This is a genomic window from Anaeromicropila populeti, from assembly GCF_900112775.1.
GTDB lineage: Bacteria > Bacillota > Clostridia > Lachnospirales > Lachnospiraceae > Anaeromicropila_A > Anaeromicropila_A populeti.
Window position 1 is genome coordinate 182,319 of the sequence record NZ_FOYZ01000004.1, and the last position, 19,564, is coordinate 201,882.

Below are 19,564 nucleotides of genomic sequence, written 5' to 3' on the forward strand. Positions count from 1 at the left end.
ATACGGGGTGAAAAAATGATTGAATTACAGTACTATGATTTAGATGAAAAATTGGAATGTTATCCAGATGGTATTGAATTAATAACTATTAATGAGGATGAGATTGTTTTAAATAATGGTATGAAAAAAATGAAATCACTTGTAATAGAAGAAATAAGCCAAGAAGTTCTCAGATATTTATTTGCTCAGATGCTTTCAATGGGGCTTGAAGAGGGCATGACTATAGAAGCATTCCAGAAAAGGGCTGGTATTGATGACGCTGAAAAAGGATGGGTGGAAGAGGCAGCTGAATTACTAAGCAGGTTTGGGGTGTTATCTTACGAAAATAGCGTAATCTCCTATACAAATGAAGTAAGAATAGAGAATGTATTTGCAGAGTGGGAAACCAGAAAAAAGAAATGGGATGAACAACAAGGTATAAAACAATTAGTGGAATCATTAGAAAAATTGCTTGTGAAACTTCCTTTTATATTACGAGGGCAAGAAAAAATTTCAGATATAATAAGCTATGATAACCAAAAAAATTACATCTCCATGGCACTGGATATGCCAGCAGGAGATAATGCTGCACTAAGTGTAGTTAAGGAGTATCTCAATAAGCGTATAGAAGCGGACAAATTATGTGAAATAAAAATGGCGTATCTGGGAATAGATTGTATTAATGTATTGGAAGAAAATGGTGGTTATTTTTGTGCAATAAAAGAAGCAACAAATATGGAAAAAACGTTAGAAACTGAATATAACCATAACTATTATGATATTTTATTAATACAAAAAGCGTTTTTGCATGAAGAGGATTTTACAGGTATTATACGTAAGTTGAAAGTACTGCTTCGAAAAAATGGTATTATTGTTATAAGTGCGGTCAACTCTTACTCTATTTTATATCATATGTTACAAGGCTTATTAGATAAAAAATCAATGGGGAAATTGAATGGGGAAGTCATTACAGAGTTATTGCAGCAAGAAGGATTTTTTCAGGAAATTACAATTATTCAAAATGAAATGTTGCTGCAAAATATTGTGGCAGCAGCAGTCAGTGATGGAATTGTTCGAGTTACTGCCAGTCCTCAAAATCAGTATACTGAAGTGCAAGAAGTGAATGGTTTAGATTCTATTATAGAAGTACAGAAGGTCTATTCTGAAAAAACACAGGAGGTTCAGGTAATGCCAAAAACAGAAAACCATAAACCAGAGCAGCAAATGGTGAAAGAGAATAATTTAAAAACAGAGTCATCGGATAACACGCAGAACATTAATGAGTATATTACCAATGCGATTGTTGAAAAATTAGCAGAAACACTGCAAGTAAATCCAGATGCAATAGAATATAATGATGCATTCTCAAATTACGGAATAGATTCTATTAGTGGTGTGCATTTGATTCAAGATTTAAATGAATTTCTCCAGATAGAATTGGATACAACAGATGTGTTTAATTATTCAAGTGTAAATGAGTTAAGAGATTATATTGTTTCTCAATATAGCAAAATAATTTCCAAGAACCTGCATCAGGAAGTAAGTCAATTAACTTCTCAAAAAGTGGAAGAGGTAAAGCAAGAAGAATCACCGAATTTATTAAAAAGCAAAATGCTAATAAGAAATCTGGATAAAACGCAGGAATCTGCTCTTAATGCCCAACCTATAAATGTCAGCATGGAATCGGAGTTAGAAACAAATGAAACTCCAGATATTGCTGTTATTGGAATGAGTGGGAGGTTTGCAAAATCAAATAATATTGATGAACTATGGAAACATCTTAATGCTGGTGATGATTTGGTGGAAGATGTGACAAGATGGAATTTGTCTGATTACTACAAAGATAAAACAGAATTTTGTAATAAAGGAAGTTTTATAAATAATATGGATGAATTTGATGCGGCATTTTTTAACATTTCAAAGTTAGAGGCTACTTATATGGATCCGCAGCAGAGAGTGTTTTTGGAAGAATGCTGGAATGCACTTGAAAATGCCGGGTATGTAGGAGATTCTATACATGGGAAAAAATGTGGTGTGTATATTGGAACAGTTGCAGGGGATTATCAGTCTTTAATTGAGGAGGATCCCCCAGCACAGTCATATTGGGGTAATCAAAGTTCGGTGTTGCCAGCACGAATATCATACTATTTGAATTTGCACGGACCAGCAATTGCTATAGATACAGCTTGTTCCAGTTCATTAGTTGCAATTCATCTTGCATGTCAAAGTTTACTTCAAGAGGATTTAGATATGGCATTAGCAGGGGGAGTTTTCCTGCAATCTACACCAGGGTTCTATACATTGTCAGAGAAAGCAGGAATGCTGTCAAAGACAGGTCACTGCTATACATTTGACGAAAAGGCAAATGGTTTTGTTCCTGGTGAAGGCGCAGGAGTGCTTATATTAAAAAAATTAGAAAAGGCACAGAAGGATGGAGACTTCATATATGCAGTGATAAAGGGAAGTAATATTAATCAGGATGGAGCCACTAATGGTATAACTGCTCCGAGTGGAATTGCACAGGAGGAGCTGGAAACATCTGTCTATGAAAAATTTAATATTAATCCAGAAGATATTCAACTGGTAGAGGCACATGGAACAGGAACAAAATTAGGAGATCCAATTGAATTTAATGCTTTGGTAAAAGCATTTCGTAAATATACAAATAAGGAAAAATACTGTGCATTAGGCTCTATCAAAGCAAATATTGGACATACTGCGGCGGCGGCAGGTGTTGCAAGTATAATTAAAGTAGTGTTGTCTATGATGCATAAAAAAATAACGCCAGAGATTCACTATGATGTTTGCAATACTAATATGAAGTTGGAAAATAGTCCATTTTACATCACTTCAAGTTCAAGAAATTGGGAAGTGGAAGAAGGAAGGAAGCGGTGTGCGGCTATAAGCTCATTTGGTTTTAGTGGTACCAATGCACATGTTGTCATAGAAGAGTTGCCTTACACAGAAAGAACTGTAATTAATAGACCTGGGTATTTAATTGTATTGTCTGCTCAAACTAGCGAACAATTACATACGCAGATTAGTAACTTGTACGATGCCTGTCAAAAAAATAGTACCCTGTTATGTCAGGACATCAGCTATACACTTCTTCTAGGAAGAAAGCACTTTAGTCATCGGTTTGCATGTATAGTGAAAGATACAAAAGAGCTTGTGCAGGTATTACAAAATTGGTTAAGCAAGGTAGATACAAAAAATGCATTTGTAGGTTTATTTAACGATAAAAAATTTATAGAGGACGTTTTACAGAAGAACAGAGGAAATGATTTGTTAAGTCAGTGCAATACTATAACCCAAGAAAGTATTTATTATGAGTTGTTAAAAGAGATTGCTGATTTATACATTCAGGGATATGCATTAAATTTTGAATTGCTATTCAGCAAGGAGGAAGGAAAAAGAGTTGGATTACCAACGTATCCATTTCACAGAGAATGCTTTTGGGTTGATAGCAGATCAGATTATTATGTTGCTTTACAAGAAAGCAAGAAAAAACAGCTTCCAAGTAAAGAGAATGAAAATAACATTGCAATTATTGGCATGAGCGGTAAATTTCCTAATGCGGAAAGCATTGATGAAATGTGGAACCTAATTTTAAATGGAAAAGATGCCGTTCCAAAATCTTTTGGAGAACACTTTAACCAATTTGATTCGGTATTTTTTGGGTTATCAAGTGATGAAGCTAGAAGTATGGACCCACGACAGATGCTATTGCTGGAAGAGACGTGGAAAGCATTAGAGGATGCAGGATATGGTGAAAGGCAATTGGAAAACAGTCGCATTGGAGTATTTGTAGGAACCGAAGATGCAGATTTTCAGACACAGGATAAATTAGACCATAGATATTTATATAATAACTCAGCTGTCTTAGCATCTAAAATTTCCTATTATCTACAATTAAAAGGACCCAACATTACCGTTAATACAGACAGTTCTTCAGGTATGGCGGCACTGTATCAGGCATGTTTGAGTTTAGAGCATGGCCAATGTTCTACTGCAATTGTAGCAGGAATCAATCTGTTCAATTCAACAAAAACAGTTGAATTGCTTACAAAAAATAGAATGATTTCATCCAATAAAAAGTATTTAATTTATGATAAAAATGCAGATGGAATCGTTCCAGGAGAAGCAATTGTAGTTGTAGTATTAAAAAAAGTGGACAATGCTGTAAAAGACAAGGATTCTATTTATGCAATTATAAAAGGCTGCAGTATGAACTATGACGGCAAAGGTGCCGAGGGGGCTTTGCCAGATGCAGAAATGCAGGCGGATTTATTAAAGGACTTATATAAACAAAAGAATATTAATATTAGTGATATTGGATATTTAATAACGGATGGAACAGGAATCCCAGCAAGAGACCGACAGGAATTAAAAGCTATGTCTGAAGTCTTTTATACAGAAAATAATATTAAAACTTGTGTGACAGCAGGTGGTAAAGAAAGTTTTGGACATACATTTGCAGCATCAGGATTATTAAGCTTGGTAAACGTTGTAAAGGCGTTAAATTCAGAAATAATACCAGCCAATGTAAATTACATTAAGGAAAGTACATATTCTGATTTGGACAATACCAAATTATATTTTAATACTCAAAACCAACCATGGAAAATCAGTAGTAGGCATAGGTTGGGCTGCATCAATTCTTTTGGACTGGGTGGAACAAATGTACATACTATTATTGCTGATTATGAGCAGTATGAATCAAAGAAAAGTGACGATTTGCTTTCCCATTACATAATTGTCTTTTCGGCAAAGACACAAGAAAGTCTACTGAAACAAATGGAAAATATGTTGTGTGTTCTGGAGGACAAATCATATAGTCTGGCAGATATTTCGTACACAATGATAGATGGAAGAAAGTATTTTCAATATCGTCGTGCTGTTATTGTCAAGAATACAGAGCATGCGGTACAGACCATCATGAAATTATTAAAGTATGAGGAATGTGAAGAGGCCTTCAGCAATATAGTTTCATTAAATCATAAAAGGCAAAAGATGATACAAAATTACATAGATGATATAACGAAAAAGGTATATTCACAAAAGAACAAGGAGAATGAGGAATTATTATATGTATTGGGAGAACTATATTGTCAGGGATATGGTTTATCTGCCAGAGATTTATTTGAAGGAATTAATGTCAGAAAAATACATCTTCCAATTTATAGTTTTGAAAAAAATTCTTATAAACTGATAAATAATTCGGATGCTGAGGTAATTGTACAGAGTAATAATGAAATTGTCAGTAAACCGCGTAAAACAAAGCTTATTGATACAAATGATATTACTATAACAAGTGTTTTAGATAAAGGGTCAGTTTCAAAGTATAGTAATATTATACAACTCTCTTCTAAAGAAGAATCTGCAAAACAGTATAAGGAAGAGGAGGTTGTAGTAAAAGAAAAGGAATTTATAAATGAAACTATAAGTGTGACAGGAAATATAGAAAATATTGAGCAGCAGTATATGGATAAGCTGGTTTCTATTTTGGCAGATGTTTTAGTAATAACTCCTGTACAAGTTGATGTTGATGAGAAATTTATTGATATGGGTCTTGATTCAATTATTGCAGTTGAGTGGGTTGGTATGGTTAATAAAGAATTTGGCAGTGATATTGATGCTTCAGCAATTTATAAGTATTCATCAATTCATGGTTTAGCAAAGCATATTATGGAGAAAGCAAGTCTATCAGATGAAGTTATTTTGCCAATAGAAGAAACTGAGAAGGTAGAGCAAGACGAAAAAATAGAGCAAGATGGAAAAATACAGCAAGATGACAAAGAACGAATGAAAATTGAAAAAAATCAACTTGTAAATAAGCTAAAATCTATGCTTTGTGAAATTCTAGTGATTAGTCCAGATGGCATGGACATAGATGACAATTTTATAGATATGGGACTTGATTCAATTATTGGAGTGGAGTGGATTAATTGGATTAATAAAGAATACAACACAAATGTAAAGGTTTCTGATATTTATAGTTATCCTTCTATTAATATACTGGCAGATAATATAATTCATGAGGTAAGTATAAATTCAGAAGAATACACATTAGAAAATATTGATGATATTATAGGCAATGTTATAAGCGGGACTCTAAGTATTGATGATGGATTGGAACAATTAGATAAAATATAAGGCGTCTGGTGTACAACAGAAAAGTAAGGAACAAGAATAGGAGAATGTATATGCAAAAAGCAGGTATTGAAGCCATCAACTTTTTTGGTGGAATGGCATATTTAAATGTAAAAGAACTATCAGATTATAGAAAACTTGATTTAAAAAGGTTTGATAATTTATTGATGAAAGAAAAATCAGTTGCTATGCCATTTGAAGACCCTGTTACGTTCGGGGTAAATGCAGCAAAACCAATTATAGATTCCCTTTCACAAGAGGAAAAGGATCGTATAGAATTATTGATAACCTGTTCAGAGTCGGGAATAGATTTCAGCAAATCTATTAGTACATATATACATGACTATCTGGGGTTAAGCAGAAATTGCAGAATGTTTGAAATGAAAAATGCATGTTATGCTGGAACAGCTGGAGTGCAGATGGCAATAAACTTTATTTTGTCACAGACTTCGCCTGGGGCAAAAGCATTGGTCATTTCGTCAGACATCTCAAGGTTTGCTATGGAAGAAGGGGGAGATGTCCTAACATCTGAGTGGATTTATGCTGAACCAAGTGTTGGAGCAGGAGCCGTTGCTATACTAATTAGTGAAAAACCTAATATATTTCAGATTGATATTGGAGCAAACGGTTATTATGGACATGAGGTTTTTGATACATGTCGTCCCACACCAGACAGTGAGGCACTAAATTCAGATGTTTCTCTTATGTCATTTTTAGAGTGCTTTGAAGAAGCCTTTGCTGAGTATTGCCGACGAGTTGCAGACGTTAATTTTAAAGATACTTTTCAGTATCTGGCGATTCATACACCATTCGGTGGAATGGCAAAAGGAGCGCATAGGACCATGATGCGTAAACTTTATAAATTAAAAACAAAGGAAATTGAGGAGGATTTTGAAAAAAGAGTTGCTCCAGGAATGACATATTGTCAGCGGGTAGCTAACATTATGGGTGGGACAGTTTACTTATCTTTGATTAGTACAATCGAAAACGGGGATTTTGATGTAAACAAAAGAATTGGATGCTATTCCTATGGTTCTGGATGCTGCTCAGAATTTTTTAGTGGAATAGTAACAAAAGAAGGTCAGAATAATATCCGTAAAATGAAAGTTAAGGAGCACCTAGATAGTCGATATTGTTTGTCTATGGATGAGTATGAAAGAGTATTTGCAAAAGGAAATTCTGTTAAGTTTGGTACGCGCAATACAAAACCAGACATAGAACTTATACCAGGAGTTATTGCAAACAAGCCAGACAAGAAGCTGTTGGTGCTAGATGAAATAAAAGAATATTATAGAAAATACAGGTGGTTATAATGGAATATGAATCTTTAAATGTTATATTTAAAGATAAAGTCTGCTTTATACATATGAATGGAAATAATACGATTTGTGAAAAACTTGTAAAAGAATTTTTGAATGTACTACAGAAGTGCGAAGAAAAGGTAACCATTATTGTAATAGAAGGTACTCAAGAAGTATTTTGTTTTGGAGCAGATTTTAATGAAATTAAAGAGCAGGTTGAAAATAACTATGCAAAAAATTATCAAGATTTATTATATACATTGTGGTATAAATTGGCTACAGGTCCTTATATAACAATAGCTCATGTTTGTGGCAAGGCTAATGCAGGAGGCATTGGCTTTGTTGCGGCATGTGATATTGTACTAGCAAATAAATCTGCAAAATTTAGTCTTTCTGAAATGCTGTTTGGAATTTATCCAGCTTGTGTTATGCCATTTTTAATTGTTCGAGTTGGTTTTCAACATGCAAATTATATGACATTATTGACACGGGCAGTTAGTGCTGAAAAAGCATATGAGTGGGGACTTGTAGATGAGGTATCTGAAAATTCAAAATCTGTACTGGGGATTTATCTGCTAAGACTGAAATACCTTGCAAAGTCAAGTATTTGTGAATACAAAGCATATATGACAAAATATAGAAGCATTTTGTCTGAGAATAAGGAATATGCCATTGAAGCAAATCGGAATATGTTTTCTAATCCGATAACATTAGACAATATTGTAAAGTATTTAGATAATGGGAAATTACCATGGAGTTAATTATTAACAGGTTGAAAACATGTTGTTATATACCAGGAGGGCACAAAAATATATGAATAAAAAGGAAATTCTTTTGCAGTTAAGAGAAGGTACAATTTCTTCCGATGAAGCAAAAAGACAGTTGACCCAATTACTATATAAAGAAAAAAATCTAAATAATGCAGTTGAAGAAAATAATATAGTTAATAAAGGAGATGAGTTCAATACAATTCATGTGTTAGAGATTACTCCGCAGATATTAATGGTTAAAATGGAATACCGCAAAGACAAAAATACGTTTTCAATTCAGTTTTTGCAGGAAATAAAAAAGATATTTGAGGATATTAATAAAAATGAAAAGTACAAAATTATTATTTTAACAGGTTATGATAATTACTTTGCATGTGGAGGCAGCGAGCAGGGGATGAAGGCAATCTTTGAGGGAAAATACAAAATGTCGGATTCCAAATTAAATGAATATATATTAGATTGCAGGATACCAGTAATTGCTGCAATGCAGGGACATGCGATTGGCAGTGGTTTATGCATGGGGCTTTTTTGTGATTTTATCGTAATGAGTGGAGAAAGTATGTATACTTGCAACCACATGCAATATGGGTTTACTCCAGGAGATGGAGCAACTTATATTCTTCCTAAAAAATTAGGATTTTACTTAGGACAAGAAATGGTATATACTGGTAGAAGGTACAGAGGGTATGAACTAAAAGAACGAGGCACATCAGTAAATATTTTGCCGAAAAAGGATGTTGTTCCCTACGCAATAGAATTTGCCAAGCAGTTTGAGAATATGAATTTACAGTCTTTGTATTTATTAAAAGAACATATGACAGCAGAGCTTAAGAAAGAATTGGAACCGTTTTTAATGAAAGAGTGGGAAATGCAAGAGAAAACTTTTCTAAAAAACCCAGCGACTATGAAGAAAATATCGGATGCATTTCACATGGTACAGGAATTAAAAGAGAGTAATCCAAGAAAGCAGGAATATAAGGAATTAATTAAACTCAATAAAATAGAAAAAGGAAAAAAACTTTTTTTGATTCACAATGAAGGGGGACTGGAGGGCTATCAATCTATTGCCCAAGTATGTAAAAGACCTGTTTATGGAATTCAATCTCAAAATCGACTTGGAAGCTATTTTAACTTTGCCAGGCTGGAGGAATTGGCTTCTTATTACATAAAAGTTATGGAGTCTGTTCAGACAGAGGAAGAATTTGATATTGGTGGTTATGCAGCAGGTGGAATGATAGCTTATGAGATAACAAGACAGTTACAGGAGAAGGGGAAAAAAGTAAATACCCTTATAATGATAGACACATTTGATTCAAGAGGTTATAAGCATTTAGTTTATTCAGAGGAAACAAGAATGTTGCAGGCAGTTAATATGTCTTTGATGTATAGAACTAGAAAAGAACAAGATGACCTTTTTCCTGTTCTGATAAATAGTAACGATGTAGCATTAGATTTACACGATGAGAAATTGCTTAGACATTTAATAATGCTTGGCAAAAAAGACAAAGGATTATCACAAGTAAAGACGGAAGATGAATTGCTTGAATTATTTGAGTTAAGCCTTGACAGAACATTAATGAATTTAATACAGACGTATGAAATAAAGGAACTTAAATATCCTGACCAAGTTTGTTGTAACTACTACAGAAATAAGAGCCTTTCTTTATTTGGTGCTTTTAGCCAGTATTTTAGTATGGAAGACAAGCAATATATTACAAAAGAGTCTATATACTGGGATGAATGGAAAAGTAATATTGTTAACTTTAATTTATTTGATGTGAATGCAACCAGCCATATCACTATGTTATTTGAGTCTAATGCCATCAAAGAGTTACAAAGGAGCATTTCCAATTTATACATGGTTTAAAAGGAGGAAGAAAAATGGAAGAGATTCACTTACCCCAAGACTTGTTAATGGGGACTGCATGCGCATCAGTCCTTTGTGAGGGGGGAAATAAAAATACAAATTGGTATAAATGGTCTGAAGAAGGAAAAGTTAGAGATGGCTCTAGTGTTTTGAGAGGAACAGATCATTGGAATAAGTATCCTGAAGATATTTCCCTCATGAAGAAGATGGGTATGAACTCCTGCAATATGAGTATTGAATGGAGCAGAATTTTTTTAGAAAGAAAAAAGATTGATAAGGAAGCTATTAAGCATTATAGAAACGAAATAAGCATGCTTTTGGAAAATGGAATTACGCCAATTATTACGCTGCATCACTTTTCAAATCCACAATGGTTTGATGATATGGGGGGCTGGGCAGCAGACAGTGCAGATATAATATTTTTAGAATTTGTACAAGTAGTAATAGAGAATTTTGGGGATTTGATTCAGGACTGGATTACTTTTAATGACGCAAATATCTATTTAATATCTGCCTACTTATGGGGATGGTTTCCACCAGGGGACTGCAACTTAAAAGTCATGCTTAAATCAATGAAAAATATAGTAAAAGCACATATTGAAAGTTATAAAAAAATACATAAAATACGAAAAGAGAAAAATTTTAAGGGTAATACCAATGTTGGTTTTGCACTTCATTTTAGAAAATATACTCCTATAAAAAATAATGTATTAAACCGGTGGGCAACAAAGCTGGCAAGTTCCTTTGCGCAGGGAATGATTACAGAGGCACTTACAACAGGAAAATTCACCTTTTTTATTGGAAATGGAAACTATCCACTTGGAAGAGGAAAATATTACGACTTTATAGGTGTTAATCATTGGACAAGAAGCTTTGTTAAATTTAAGTTTAATATAAAAAACCTGTTTTTTGAGTTCCAAAACAGCAACGGTGAAAAATATACTGGCGCAATGGAACCATATCCGGCAGGAATTTTTGAAATTTCCAAAGAGTTATTTGATAAGTACAAGGCTCCAATCTATATTATGCAGAATGGATTAAAAGAAACAGTTGATCATAAAAGAGGACAGATAATCTGTGAAAATTTAAAATATACAGAAAGGCTTATTAAGGAAGGTGTTCCTGTTAAAGGATTTTACGTTTGGTCTCTTACGGATTTGTTTGAAACTATGGAAGGTGAAAAGGGAAAACTAGGTCTAATTGAAATTAATTATGAGACGCAGGAGCGGATAATAAAGCCAAGTGGATATTTTTATGGTGATGCTTGTAGAAACAAAGGAGTTACAAAAGAAATGCTGGAGAAATATTTTGGCAGCAAAATATAAAATGATAACGTGTTATATTTATGGGGGAGTTGATATTATAAATAAGGAGGCAGTTATATTATGAATAAAAAAGAAAGAAGTGAAAGTGTTTTAAAAAAGCATAGAATAATAGAAGTTATTGTTTTAGTGATTGCTATTGTGGTAACAGCAGCAGCATACTATTTAATAATGCGATCACCCTATGGAAATAAGGAGTTAAAAATATACAATAATGGATTTGGTATGCTTGATATGAAACGTCATTATAGCGGAAGCTTTGCACTACAAATGATTCAGGATATAGGCAGCCCAGGGCGGAGCGTCTATCTCAGAATTTTATCACTTGATTTGTTTTTTGCATTAGGTTTTGCAGTTGTTCAGAGTAGATTTGTTAAACTTTTAATATTTCTGCTCAGAATGGATAAGAAATTTGAAAAATTAATGTATATATGTTACATAAGAGCTGTGCTGGATTTAACAGAAGATGCCTTACTATCATTTGCACTTAGACATTATGCAACAGTATCGCCAAATCTTTTAAATTTCACAAGCGTTATTACATCTATTAAATGGATAGCTATGGCATTGGCATTTCTTTCACCATTTATAGTAAAGTTTATATTAATATTAAAAAAATTGTTGAAAGGTTAGGAAAATATTATGAGTAAAGAAGAAATTTATCAAATTTTAAAGAGCAATATTATATTAATTCTAGATGAAGTACCAGAGGAAGATATTCTAATTCATAAGAGCATAAAAGAGTTAGGAGGTAATTCAATTGATCGAGTTGAGATTGTAACTATAACTTCTGAGGATTTAAACGTTCGAATACCAGCAGAGGAATTGGGCAGTGTTAAAAATATTGAGGACCTGGTAAACAAATTTTATGAAAAGGTTGTGCAGTAATGAAAGTATTTGTCTCAGGAATGGGTGTATTTAATTCAATTGCGCATAACGTAAAACAATTTGAAAACTCACTGAAGACTAATATTTGTGGAATAAAAAGTGTAGAGTATTTACATGATATGAAAGTTAGTCTTCCAATTGGCATGATAGAAAAATTCAGTCTTGAGGACAGTCTACGTGAAAGCTGTAATCAAGATGAATTCTTTTATAAGAATACGCTAAAGAGTATTAAACGTTCACCATATGTAGTTCAGACCGCTGTAATTCCAGCAATAGAAGCATGGAATTATGCACAATTAAATAATAGCGATATAGATATGGGCAATGTGGGTCTGATAGTTGGTGGACAAAACATTTCACAAATGTATCATTATGAAATGTTTCAAAAATACAGGGAACAATTGGAGTATATTAATCCGACATATGCGCTGCATTATATGGATACAGATTGTGTTGGAACACTTAGCGAAGTATTTGGGATTAAAGGTGAAAGTTTTAGTGTGGGTGGTGCATCGGCTACAAGTAATGTGGCAATAATCAAAGGGTATCAACAGATCAAGTTTGGCATTAATGATATATGCATGGTTGCTTCACCAATTAATCATTTATCACCACTTGAAGTGCAGGCATTTTATAACTTAGGAGCATTAGGTGGAAGAAAGTATAGAAATCTGCCTAAGGAAGCATGCAGACCTTTTGATGAGGACCATGAAGGTTTTATTTATGGTCAAGGGATTGGAGTTCTTATACTTGAATCAGAAGACTCTGTTAAGCGTAGAAAGGTACACCCCCTTGTAGAAATTATAGGGGGTTCCATGGTTCTGGACTCAAACAGATTATCGGCACCAAGTGAAGATGGAGAATATCTTGCAATAAAAAAGGCTATTAAGGAAGCAGGATTAATGCCAAAGGACATTACTTATGTTAATGCACATGGATCATCGTCCCCGAAGGGAGATGATGTGGAAGCGAAAGTAATAAAAAATATTTTTCAAGATGACTTATCCAATATTCATGTGAATTCAACAAAAAGTTTTACTGGACATTGCTTGAATTCTGCTGGTATTACAGAAGCAATAGCGACGATTCTACAAATGAAAGGTGATTTTTTACATAGTAACCTGAACTTACATAAGCCAATTGATAATGATATACCATTTGTAAGAAATACTTTAGAGCATATTAGTGTAAAATATGGAATAAATAACTCATTTGGTTTTGGCGGTATCAATACGTGTTTAGTTTTAAAAAATGTTGTGTAAATTTAAGTTTGTAGGAGAATGTATATGAGTAATATTGAAAAAATTAAAATTGAAAGCCTGGCATTTAAAAATAATCAATCAATGCCCGTAAAATATACTGGAAAAGGTGAAAATATATCACCAGATTTAATATTATCTGATGTCTCAGGTGGGGCAGTGTCAATTGCAGTTATAATGGATGACTTGGATGTACCAAAAATAGGTGAATTTAATCACTGGCTGTTATGGAACATTCCTATTCAGAAAGTAATTCCAGAAAATATTGCACATGGCCCATATCCAGAAAATATGAAAGGAGCAGTTCAAGGAAAAGGATGGGGAAAAAATAGATATAAAGGTCCTAATCCACCCTTTGGTACTCATCGATATCGGTTTGAGGTATTTGTACTTGACTGTAAAATTGATCTGCCACCGCAATCAAAAAAAAGAGATTTAATGCTTCAAATGAATACGCATATTTTACAGCATGGGGAAATAACAGGGTTATTTGGAGTTAGAAAACCCCTTTTTAAAAGGGGTAAATAGTAACATAGTGTTCATTGGATATACAATCCTATTCTATAAGAGAGCAGACAATTAGCGCTGCTCTCTTAATCATTGGATATTCAAATTTTCAAATATTTTATTGTCAAAATCTAATAGAAATCATACAGTAAATTCCTGAGCGATGTGTATAAAAAATAGGCATTTTATAAGTCTCAAGATAGCAGATTAAAAAATCTGAAAAGGAATAGGTGCAGTACAGCATTTGCAGCAATTCAATAGCAGAAGATTTATAGGATGGGCGCAAGAAGTTATGACAGGACAACAGGATACGGGGAAGAAAGGAATGGAACAGGCGCAGAAACAGATAGAGCAGGGGGAAGGAAACACTTGTTTCGTTAGAAACAGTAAGAACAGGCTTTTTAAATACATAAATGGAAGTACACAGTGCCATAACAGCGGATGCAGTGTAAATCCGAAAAGGAATAATATCTACTGGAAGAATGGCGTGGGTATGTCCACAGGAAATACATTTTAAACGCAAAAGAGTTCGCTTTTCCTCGTAAATACATCCATTTTGTACAGTAACTACATTTCTTTTATAGGTTCCATGTCTGCGAAGGGAATGACTGGTACCACAAGTAGGGCACTGACAGTTCCAGATACCCCTAAAATCTAAAATATTTTTTTTATACTGTTTGCTATCTGTAGAAAAATCGATTATCATAATAGTGAAAGACAAGTAACCATTCTATTGTTTCAGTTTATAAAGTAACACCTATAGAGTAACAAAGAAATAGAAGTGTGTAAACCACAAATTATAGATGAGTTACTTTAAAAAAATGAAAAGTCAGATGACACAGTAAGAATAATGAAAAATCATGTACTAGACGATACATTTTTTGATAGAATATAATGAGGAACATACGGCAGAAGAAATAAGTCTGGATGCAGGCTATTCTAAATATTATTTAATGTTTTAGTGAAGAGAGAGGAGAATATGAAATAATGGAGTTAAGTTTGATAGAAATTTTAAAAGTTGTTTTTCTAGGTATTGTGGAGGGTATTACGGAGTGGCTGCCTATCAGCAGTACAGGGCATATGTTGATTGTAGACCAGCTTTTACAGCTCAATGCAACCGATGATTTTAAAGAAATGTTTTTTGTTGTAATCCAGTTAGGTGCAATCATAGCGGTAGTTCTTATGTTTTGGGATAAAATGTTTCCTTTTCAGTGGAAGGATAAAAGCCAGTCTGTCATTAAAAAAGAAACTTTTTCACTTTGGTTTAAGGTGGCTTTTGCCTGTATACCTGGTGCAGCTGTGACTCTTTTATTTGACGACTATATTGAAGCGCATTTACACACACCTGTTGTAATTGCTGCTGCATTGATTTTTTATGGGGCAGCCTTCATATTTATTGAAAACTGGAATAAAAAGCGAGTTCCGTCTGTAAGAAGATTATCGGATATTACTTATAAGACGGCGTTTATAATAGGTTTATTTCAGGTGCTTTCTATTATCCCAGGGACTTCTCGTTCAGGTGCTACAATTATAGGTGCGTTACTGATAGGAGTTTCCCGCGTGGCGGCAGCAGAATTTACCTTCTTTCTAGCTGTACCCGTAATGTTTGGTTTGAGCGCAATAAAAATATTGAAATTTGGCCTGGCTTTTACAGGTGCAGAGCTGCTTATTTTAGTAATTGGAATGGTCGTTGCATTTATGGTATCTGTATTTGTTATTAAATTTTTAATGACCTTTATTAAGAAACATGATTTTAAGGCATTTGGCTGGTATCGTATTATTTTAGGCGTGATTGTGCTGCTGTATTTTGCGATGGCATGACTCATAGTAAAAGAAGCATAATAGGAACAGCAAACGTGATTTCAATGGTAAGAATCCTTTTGTCTGTTTTCTTGTTATTTGTATTTCATAATTCAGCAGCATTCATTATTATATATTGTTTATGCGGCATTAGTGATATTATGGATGGATATATTGCCCGAAAAACAAATACAGAAAGTAAACTTGGTTCCATGCTGGATAGTATAGCTGACATTGTATTTGTTGGAGTGACATTGATTTTTGTAATGAACAGAATAGAAATCTCATTTGTAATTTATATCTGGATAGCTGGGATAGCGGGAATTCGCATTATATCAGTGATCATAGGGTATTTTCGCTTTCGTGAACTGGTATTTCTCCATACTTACGCAAACAAAATTACAGGAATATTATTGTTCCTTTATCCTGTTTTGTATCAGCTAACCCGGCTAGAGAAAGGAATCTGGGTTGTGTGCACAGCAGCAAGTATGGCTGCAATGGAGGAAGTGCTGATCCACGCAACGTCTAAGGCCGTTGATAGAAATAGAAAGAGTATTTTAGTAAGAAAGTAAGTGATTCTGCACTCAGGCTCAATCATAGAACAATGTCCTGGCATTTGGACAGATTACATGAAAGATACTGTACAACTTCTCTTTCATATAGTAAAATCTATGTTGACTGAATAAAATTGACAGGAAGACAAGGGCTATCATTAAAAAGAAGGAAAGCGGAATGGAAAAAAATAACTCTTTATTAAATATACATGAATATATGGAAGTGGTACTGGATAAGTTTCATGATGGAATTTATATTACAGATGGAGATGCTAATACCATTTATCTCAATGACAGCTATGAAGCAATTAGTGGATTGAGAAAGTCAGAAATGATGGGAAGGAATATGAAGGAACTGGTTGCCCAGGGAGTGGTTTCACGAAGTGGTACGCTGGCAGTATTAGATTCGGGAGAAGAAATTACAGTTGAGCAAAGTTTTCGGACGGGAAAGAGAGCGGTTATTACCAGTACGCCCATATATGATACCCATGAGAAAAAGAAAAAAATCAGTATGGTTGTCACCATAGTACGGGAAATAACGGAAATCTATGCGATTCGTAAAGAATTGAAAAGAAAAGAAGAACAAAATAGAAACTATTTGAATGAGATAGAGAAAATCAGAAGGGAGCTGGAAGGAGATGTGGAAATGGTAGCTGTTAATTCGGCAACCATTAGTCTGCTTCGGCTGGCAGAAAGAGCAGCAGCTCTAGAGATTCCTATTTTAATATCTGGGGAGACCGGGGCAGGAAAGGAAAAGCTGGCTCAATATATACATAAGCATTCTAAAAGAGCAGAATTTCCTTTTGTAAGGCTGGATTTCTCTGTTTTGCAAGAAGAAAATCTGCAAAAGGAATTGATCGGATATGTGGACGTGAAAACAAAGGAAAGCCATATGGGCATATTAGAAAATGCAGAAGGCGGTATTCTTTTTATTGAAGAGCTTGGGCATATGCCTAAAGAAGTACAGGGGCTTTTTCTGGCACTTCTGGAGGATGGAAATATTCGAAGCGAGGAAGGAATATTCCGCCGTTGGAATATTTGCATTATTGCAGCAAGCCTGTATTCTATAGAAGAACTGCGAGCCAGTAAGGAAGTCAGTCCTAAGCTGATAGATAAGTTTTCACTTTTTCCCTTAACTGTACCGCCTTTGCGTGAGAGAAAAGAAGATATCATTCCCCTTGCTAATTATTTTTTAGGCAGATATAATCGGAAAACGGGAGAAATAAAGCGATTTGACAAGGAAAGCTACATGGAAATGTTAGATTACCATTGGCCTGGAAATGTAACAGAACTAGGGAATCTGGTGCAGCAGTCGGCAATTATTAGTGAAGGGGAAGCGATTGGAAAGGACGATATTTTTATAAAAGGAAATGTGGAATATTACAATCGTCGTGTACGGGAGTTTCCAGAAAAGGTAAATTTAAAACAGTCGGTAGCTGAGCTGGAAGCAGAGTATATGACTTATGCGTATGAAAAATTTCATAATACCAGAGAAGCAGCAGAGTGGCTTGGCATGGATAATTCCACGTTTGTCAGAAAACGACAGCGGTATGTTAAGATGGGGCTTATGAGAACAGATAAAAAAATATAAGTATAGAAAAGCAATTTTACAATGTTTTGTAGGATTGCTTTTTTGATGTAAAAATGATATAATTGCAATAACACATCAATAGGTGCAAAAATGCAACGATTAGAAGGAGGAACTTATGAGTTTAATGACAGGTGAAGAATATATCGAAAGTATACGTAAAATAAAAATGGAAATTTATATGTTTGGGGAAAAAATAGAAAACCCGGTGGATCACCCCATATTAAGACCGTCGCTGAATTCTGTCAGAATGACGTATGATTTGGCACAGGACAGCCAGTATGCAGAGCTGATGACAACAAAGTCACCATTTACAGGTAATACCATTAATCGTTTTACCCACATACACCAAAGTACGGAAGATTTAAAAAATAAAGTAAAAATGCAAAGATTATGTGGGCAGAAAACAGCCTCCTGCTTTCAGCGCTGCGTAGGGATGGATGCATTTAATGCGGAATATTCTACTACCTTTGAAATTGATAAAAAGTACGGAACAAAATACCATGAAAATTTTAAAAAGTTTATGATGTATTGTCAGGAAAACGATTTAACAGTAGATGGTGCCATGACAGATCCAAAGGGTGACAGGTCCAAAGCACCCCATGCACAAGAGGATCCAGATTTGTACCTTCGAGTAGTAGAAAGAAGACCAGATGGAATTATTGTGCGTGGTGCAAAAGCGCATCAAACTGGAATTATCAATTCTCATGAAGTAATTGTAATGCCAACAATTTCCATGGGACCAGATGATAAGGACTATGCGGTTTCCTTTGCAGTACCAACTGATACGGAAGGTCTTTTAATGATTATTGGACGTCAGTCTTGTGATACAAGAAAATTAGAAGAATCTGAATTAGACGTTGGAAATTCTGAATTTGGAGGAGTAGAGGCATTAGTTATTTTTGAAGATGTGTTTGTTCCGAATGAAAGAATTTTCATGGATGGAGAAACAGAATTTGCAGGAGTATTAGTAGAGCGTTTTGCAGGCTATCATAGACAGTCTTATGGTGGATGTAAAGTTGGAGTGGGCGATGTACTGATAGGAGCTGCTGCTGTGATTGCAGAGTACAATGGCGCAGAAAAGGCTTCCGCTGTAAAGGATAAGCTGATTGAAATGACCCATCTGAATGAAACTTTGTATTGCTGTGGAATTGCATGTTCTACAGAAGGAAAGGCAACAGAATCAGGAGCCTATTTAATTGATTTACTTCTTGCTAATGTATGTAAACAAAATATTACCAGATTTCCTTATGAAATTGTCAGACTTGCAGAAGACATTGCAGGGGGCTTAATGGTAACAGCACCATCTGAAAAAGATTTTAGAGATCCTAAGTTAGGTGCTTATATTGATAAATATTTTAAGGGTGTTTCAGGTGTCAGCACAGAAAACAGATTTAGAATTTTAAGATTAATAGAAAATCTTGCTCTTGGTTCAGCCGCAGTAGGCTATCGTACAGAATCTATGCATGGGGCTGGTTCTCCACAGGCGCAGAGAATTATGATTGCAAGGCAGGGCAAGCTGGCATTTAAGAAAAAGCTGGCAAAAGAAATTGCCCATGTTACAGAATAAATAGTT

General features: G+C 34.4%; 14 protein-coding genes. 13 read left to right on the plus strand and 1 reads right to left on the minus strand.

The genetic code is table 11. The features are described 5' to 3' along the window. The first annotated feature begins 15 nt into the window (after nucleotides 1-15). Genes BM305_RS06455 through BM305_RS06495 form a run of 9 tightly spaced genes read left to right on the plus strand, consistent with a single transcriptional unit; the run spans nucleotide 16 to nucleotide 14,067 of the window. Nucleotides 16-6,135: a beta-ketoacyl synthase N-terminal-like domain-containing protein gene (locus BM305_RS06455; RefSeq protein WP_092559881.1), complete on the plus strand. Its 6,120-nt coding sequence runs from the start codon at nucleotides 16-18 to the stop codon at nucleotides 6,133-6,135. A gap of 50 nt (nucleotides 6,136-6,185) precedes the next feature. Further along, complete coding sequence (locus BM305_RS06460) at nucleotides 6,186-7,445, plus strand: hydroxymethylglutaryl-CoA synthase family protein (RefSeq protein ID WP_092559882.1); 1,260 nt, start codon at nucleotides 6,186-6,188, stop codon at nucleotides 7,443-7,445. After that, nucleotides 7,445-8,194: an enoyl-CoA hydratase/isomerase gene (locus BM305_RS06465; RefSeq protein ID WP_092559883.1), complete on the plus strand. Its 750-nt coding sequence runs from the start codon at nucleotides 7,445-7,447 to the stop codon at nucleotides 8,192-8,194. The genes BM305_RS06460 and BM305_RS06465 overlap by 1 nt, the downstream gene beginning before the upstream one ends. A gap of 52 nt (nucleotides 8,195-8,246) precedes the next feature. Further along, nucleotides 8,247-10,070 carry a polyketide synthase gene (locus BM305_RS06470; RefSeq protein ID WP_177214584.1) on the plus strand — a complete coding sequence of 608 codons (1,824 nt, stop codon included), beginning with the start codon at nucleotides 8,247-8,249 and terminating at the stop codon, nucleotides 10,068-10,070. A gap of 14 nt (nucleotides 10,071-10,084) precedes the next feature. Continuing rightward, nucleotides 10,085-11,395 (plus strand): glycoside hydrolase family 1 protein, encoded by a 1,311-nt coding sequence (locus tag BM305_RS06475; RefSeq protein ID WP_092559885.1) that lies wholly within the window; start codon nucleotides 10,085-10,087, stop codon nucleotides 11,393-11,395. Between the two features lie 60 nt (nucleotides 11,396-11,455). After that, a complete protein-coding gene (locus BM305_RS06480; protein ID WP_092559886.1) occupies nucleotides 11,456-12,025 on the plus strand; it encodes a hypothetical protein in 570 nt (189 codons plus the stop codon). Between the two features lie 9 nt (nucleotides 12,026-12,034). Then, nucleotides 12,035-12,280: a phosphopantetheine-binding protein gene (locus BM305_RS06485; RefSeq protein ID WP_092559887.1), complete on the plus strand. Its 246-nt coding sequence runs from the start codon at nucleotides 12,035-12,037 to the stop codon at nucleotides 12,278-12,280. Further along, complete coding sequence (locus BM305_RS06490) at nucleotides 12,280-13,542, plus strand: beta-ketoacyl synthase N-terminal-like domain-containing protein (protein WP_092559888.1); 1,263 nt, start codon at nucleotides 12,280-12,282, stop codon at nucleotides 13,540-13,542. The genes BM305_RS06485 and BM305_RS06490 overlap by 1 nt, the downstream gene beginning before the upstream one ends. Before the next feature lie 24 nt (nucleotides 13,543-13,566). Further along, the gene (locus tag BM305_RS06495; protein WP_242940477.1) at nucleotides 13,567-14,067 is read left to right on the plus strand and encodes a YbhB/YbcL family Raf kinase inhibitor-like protein; all 501 of its coding nucleotides are present in this window, start codon (nucleotides 13,567-13,569) and stop codon (nucleotides 14,065-14,067) included. A gap of 103 nt (nucleotides 14,068-14,170) precedes the next feature. Here the strand turns inward: BM305_RS06495 and BM305_RS18935 are convergent, their stop codons facing one another. Further along, nucleotides 14,171-14,752, minus strand: a complete 582-nt coding sequence (locus tag BM305_RS18935; RefSeq protein ID WP_177214585.1) for a DUF6431 domain-containing protein — start codon at nucleotides 14,750-14,752, stop codon at nucleotides 14,171-14,173. 281 nt (nucleotides 14,753-15,033) lie between these two features. Here BM305_RS18935 and BM305_RS06505 point away from each other — a divergent pair, with 281 nt between their 5' ends. From BM305_RS06505 to BM305_RS06520, 4 genes are all read left to right on the plus strand, one after another. Continuing rightward, nucleotides 15,034-15,867 carry an undecaprenyl-diphosphate phosphatase gene (locus BM305_RS06505; protein WP_092559890.1) on the plus strand — a complete coding sequence of 278 codons (834 nt, stop codon included), beginning with the start codon at nucleotides 15,034-15,036 and terminating at the stop codon, nucleotides 15,865-15,867. Continuing rightward, entirely contained in the window at nucleotides 15,864-16,418 is a 555-nt protein-coding gene (locus BM305_RS06510; protein WP_092559891.1) for a CDP-alcohol phosphatidyltransferase family protein, read from the plus strand. Before BM305_RS06505 ends, BM305_RS06510 begins: the two co-directional genes overlap by 4 nt. Before the next feature lie 160 nt (nucleotides 16,419-16,578). Further along, entirely contained in the window at nucleotides 16,579-17,991 is a 1,413-nt protein-coding gene (locus BM305_RS06515) for a sigma 54-interacting transcriptional regulator (protein ID WP_092559892.1), read from the plus strand. 115 nt (nucleotides 17,992-18,106) lie between these two features. Beyond that, entirely contained in the window at nucleotides 18,107-19,558 is a 1,452-nt protein-coding gene (locus BM305_RS06520; protein WP_092559893.1) for a 4-hydroxyphenylacetate 3-hydroxylase family protein, read from the plus strand. Nucleotides 19,559-19,564: the final 6 nt, after the last annotated feature.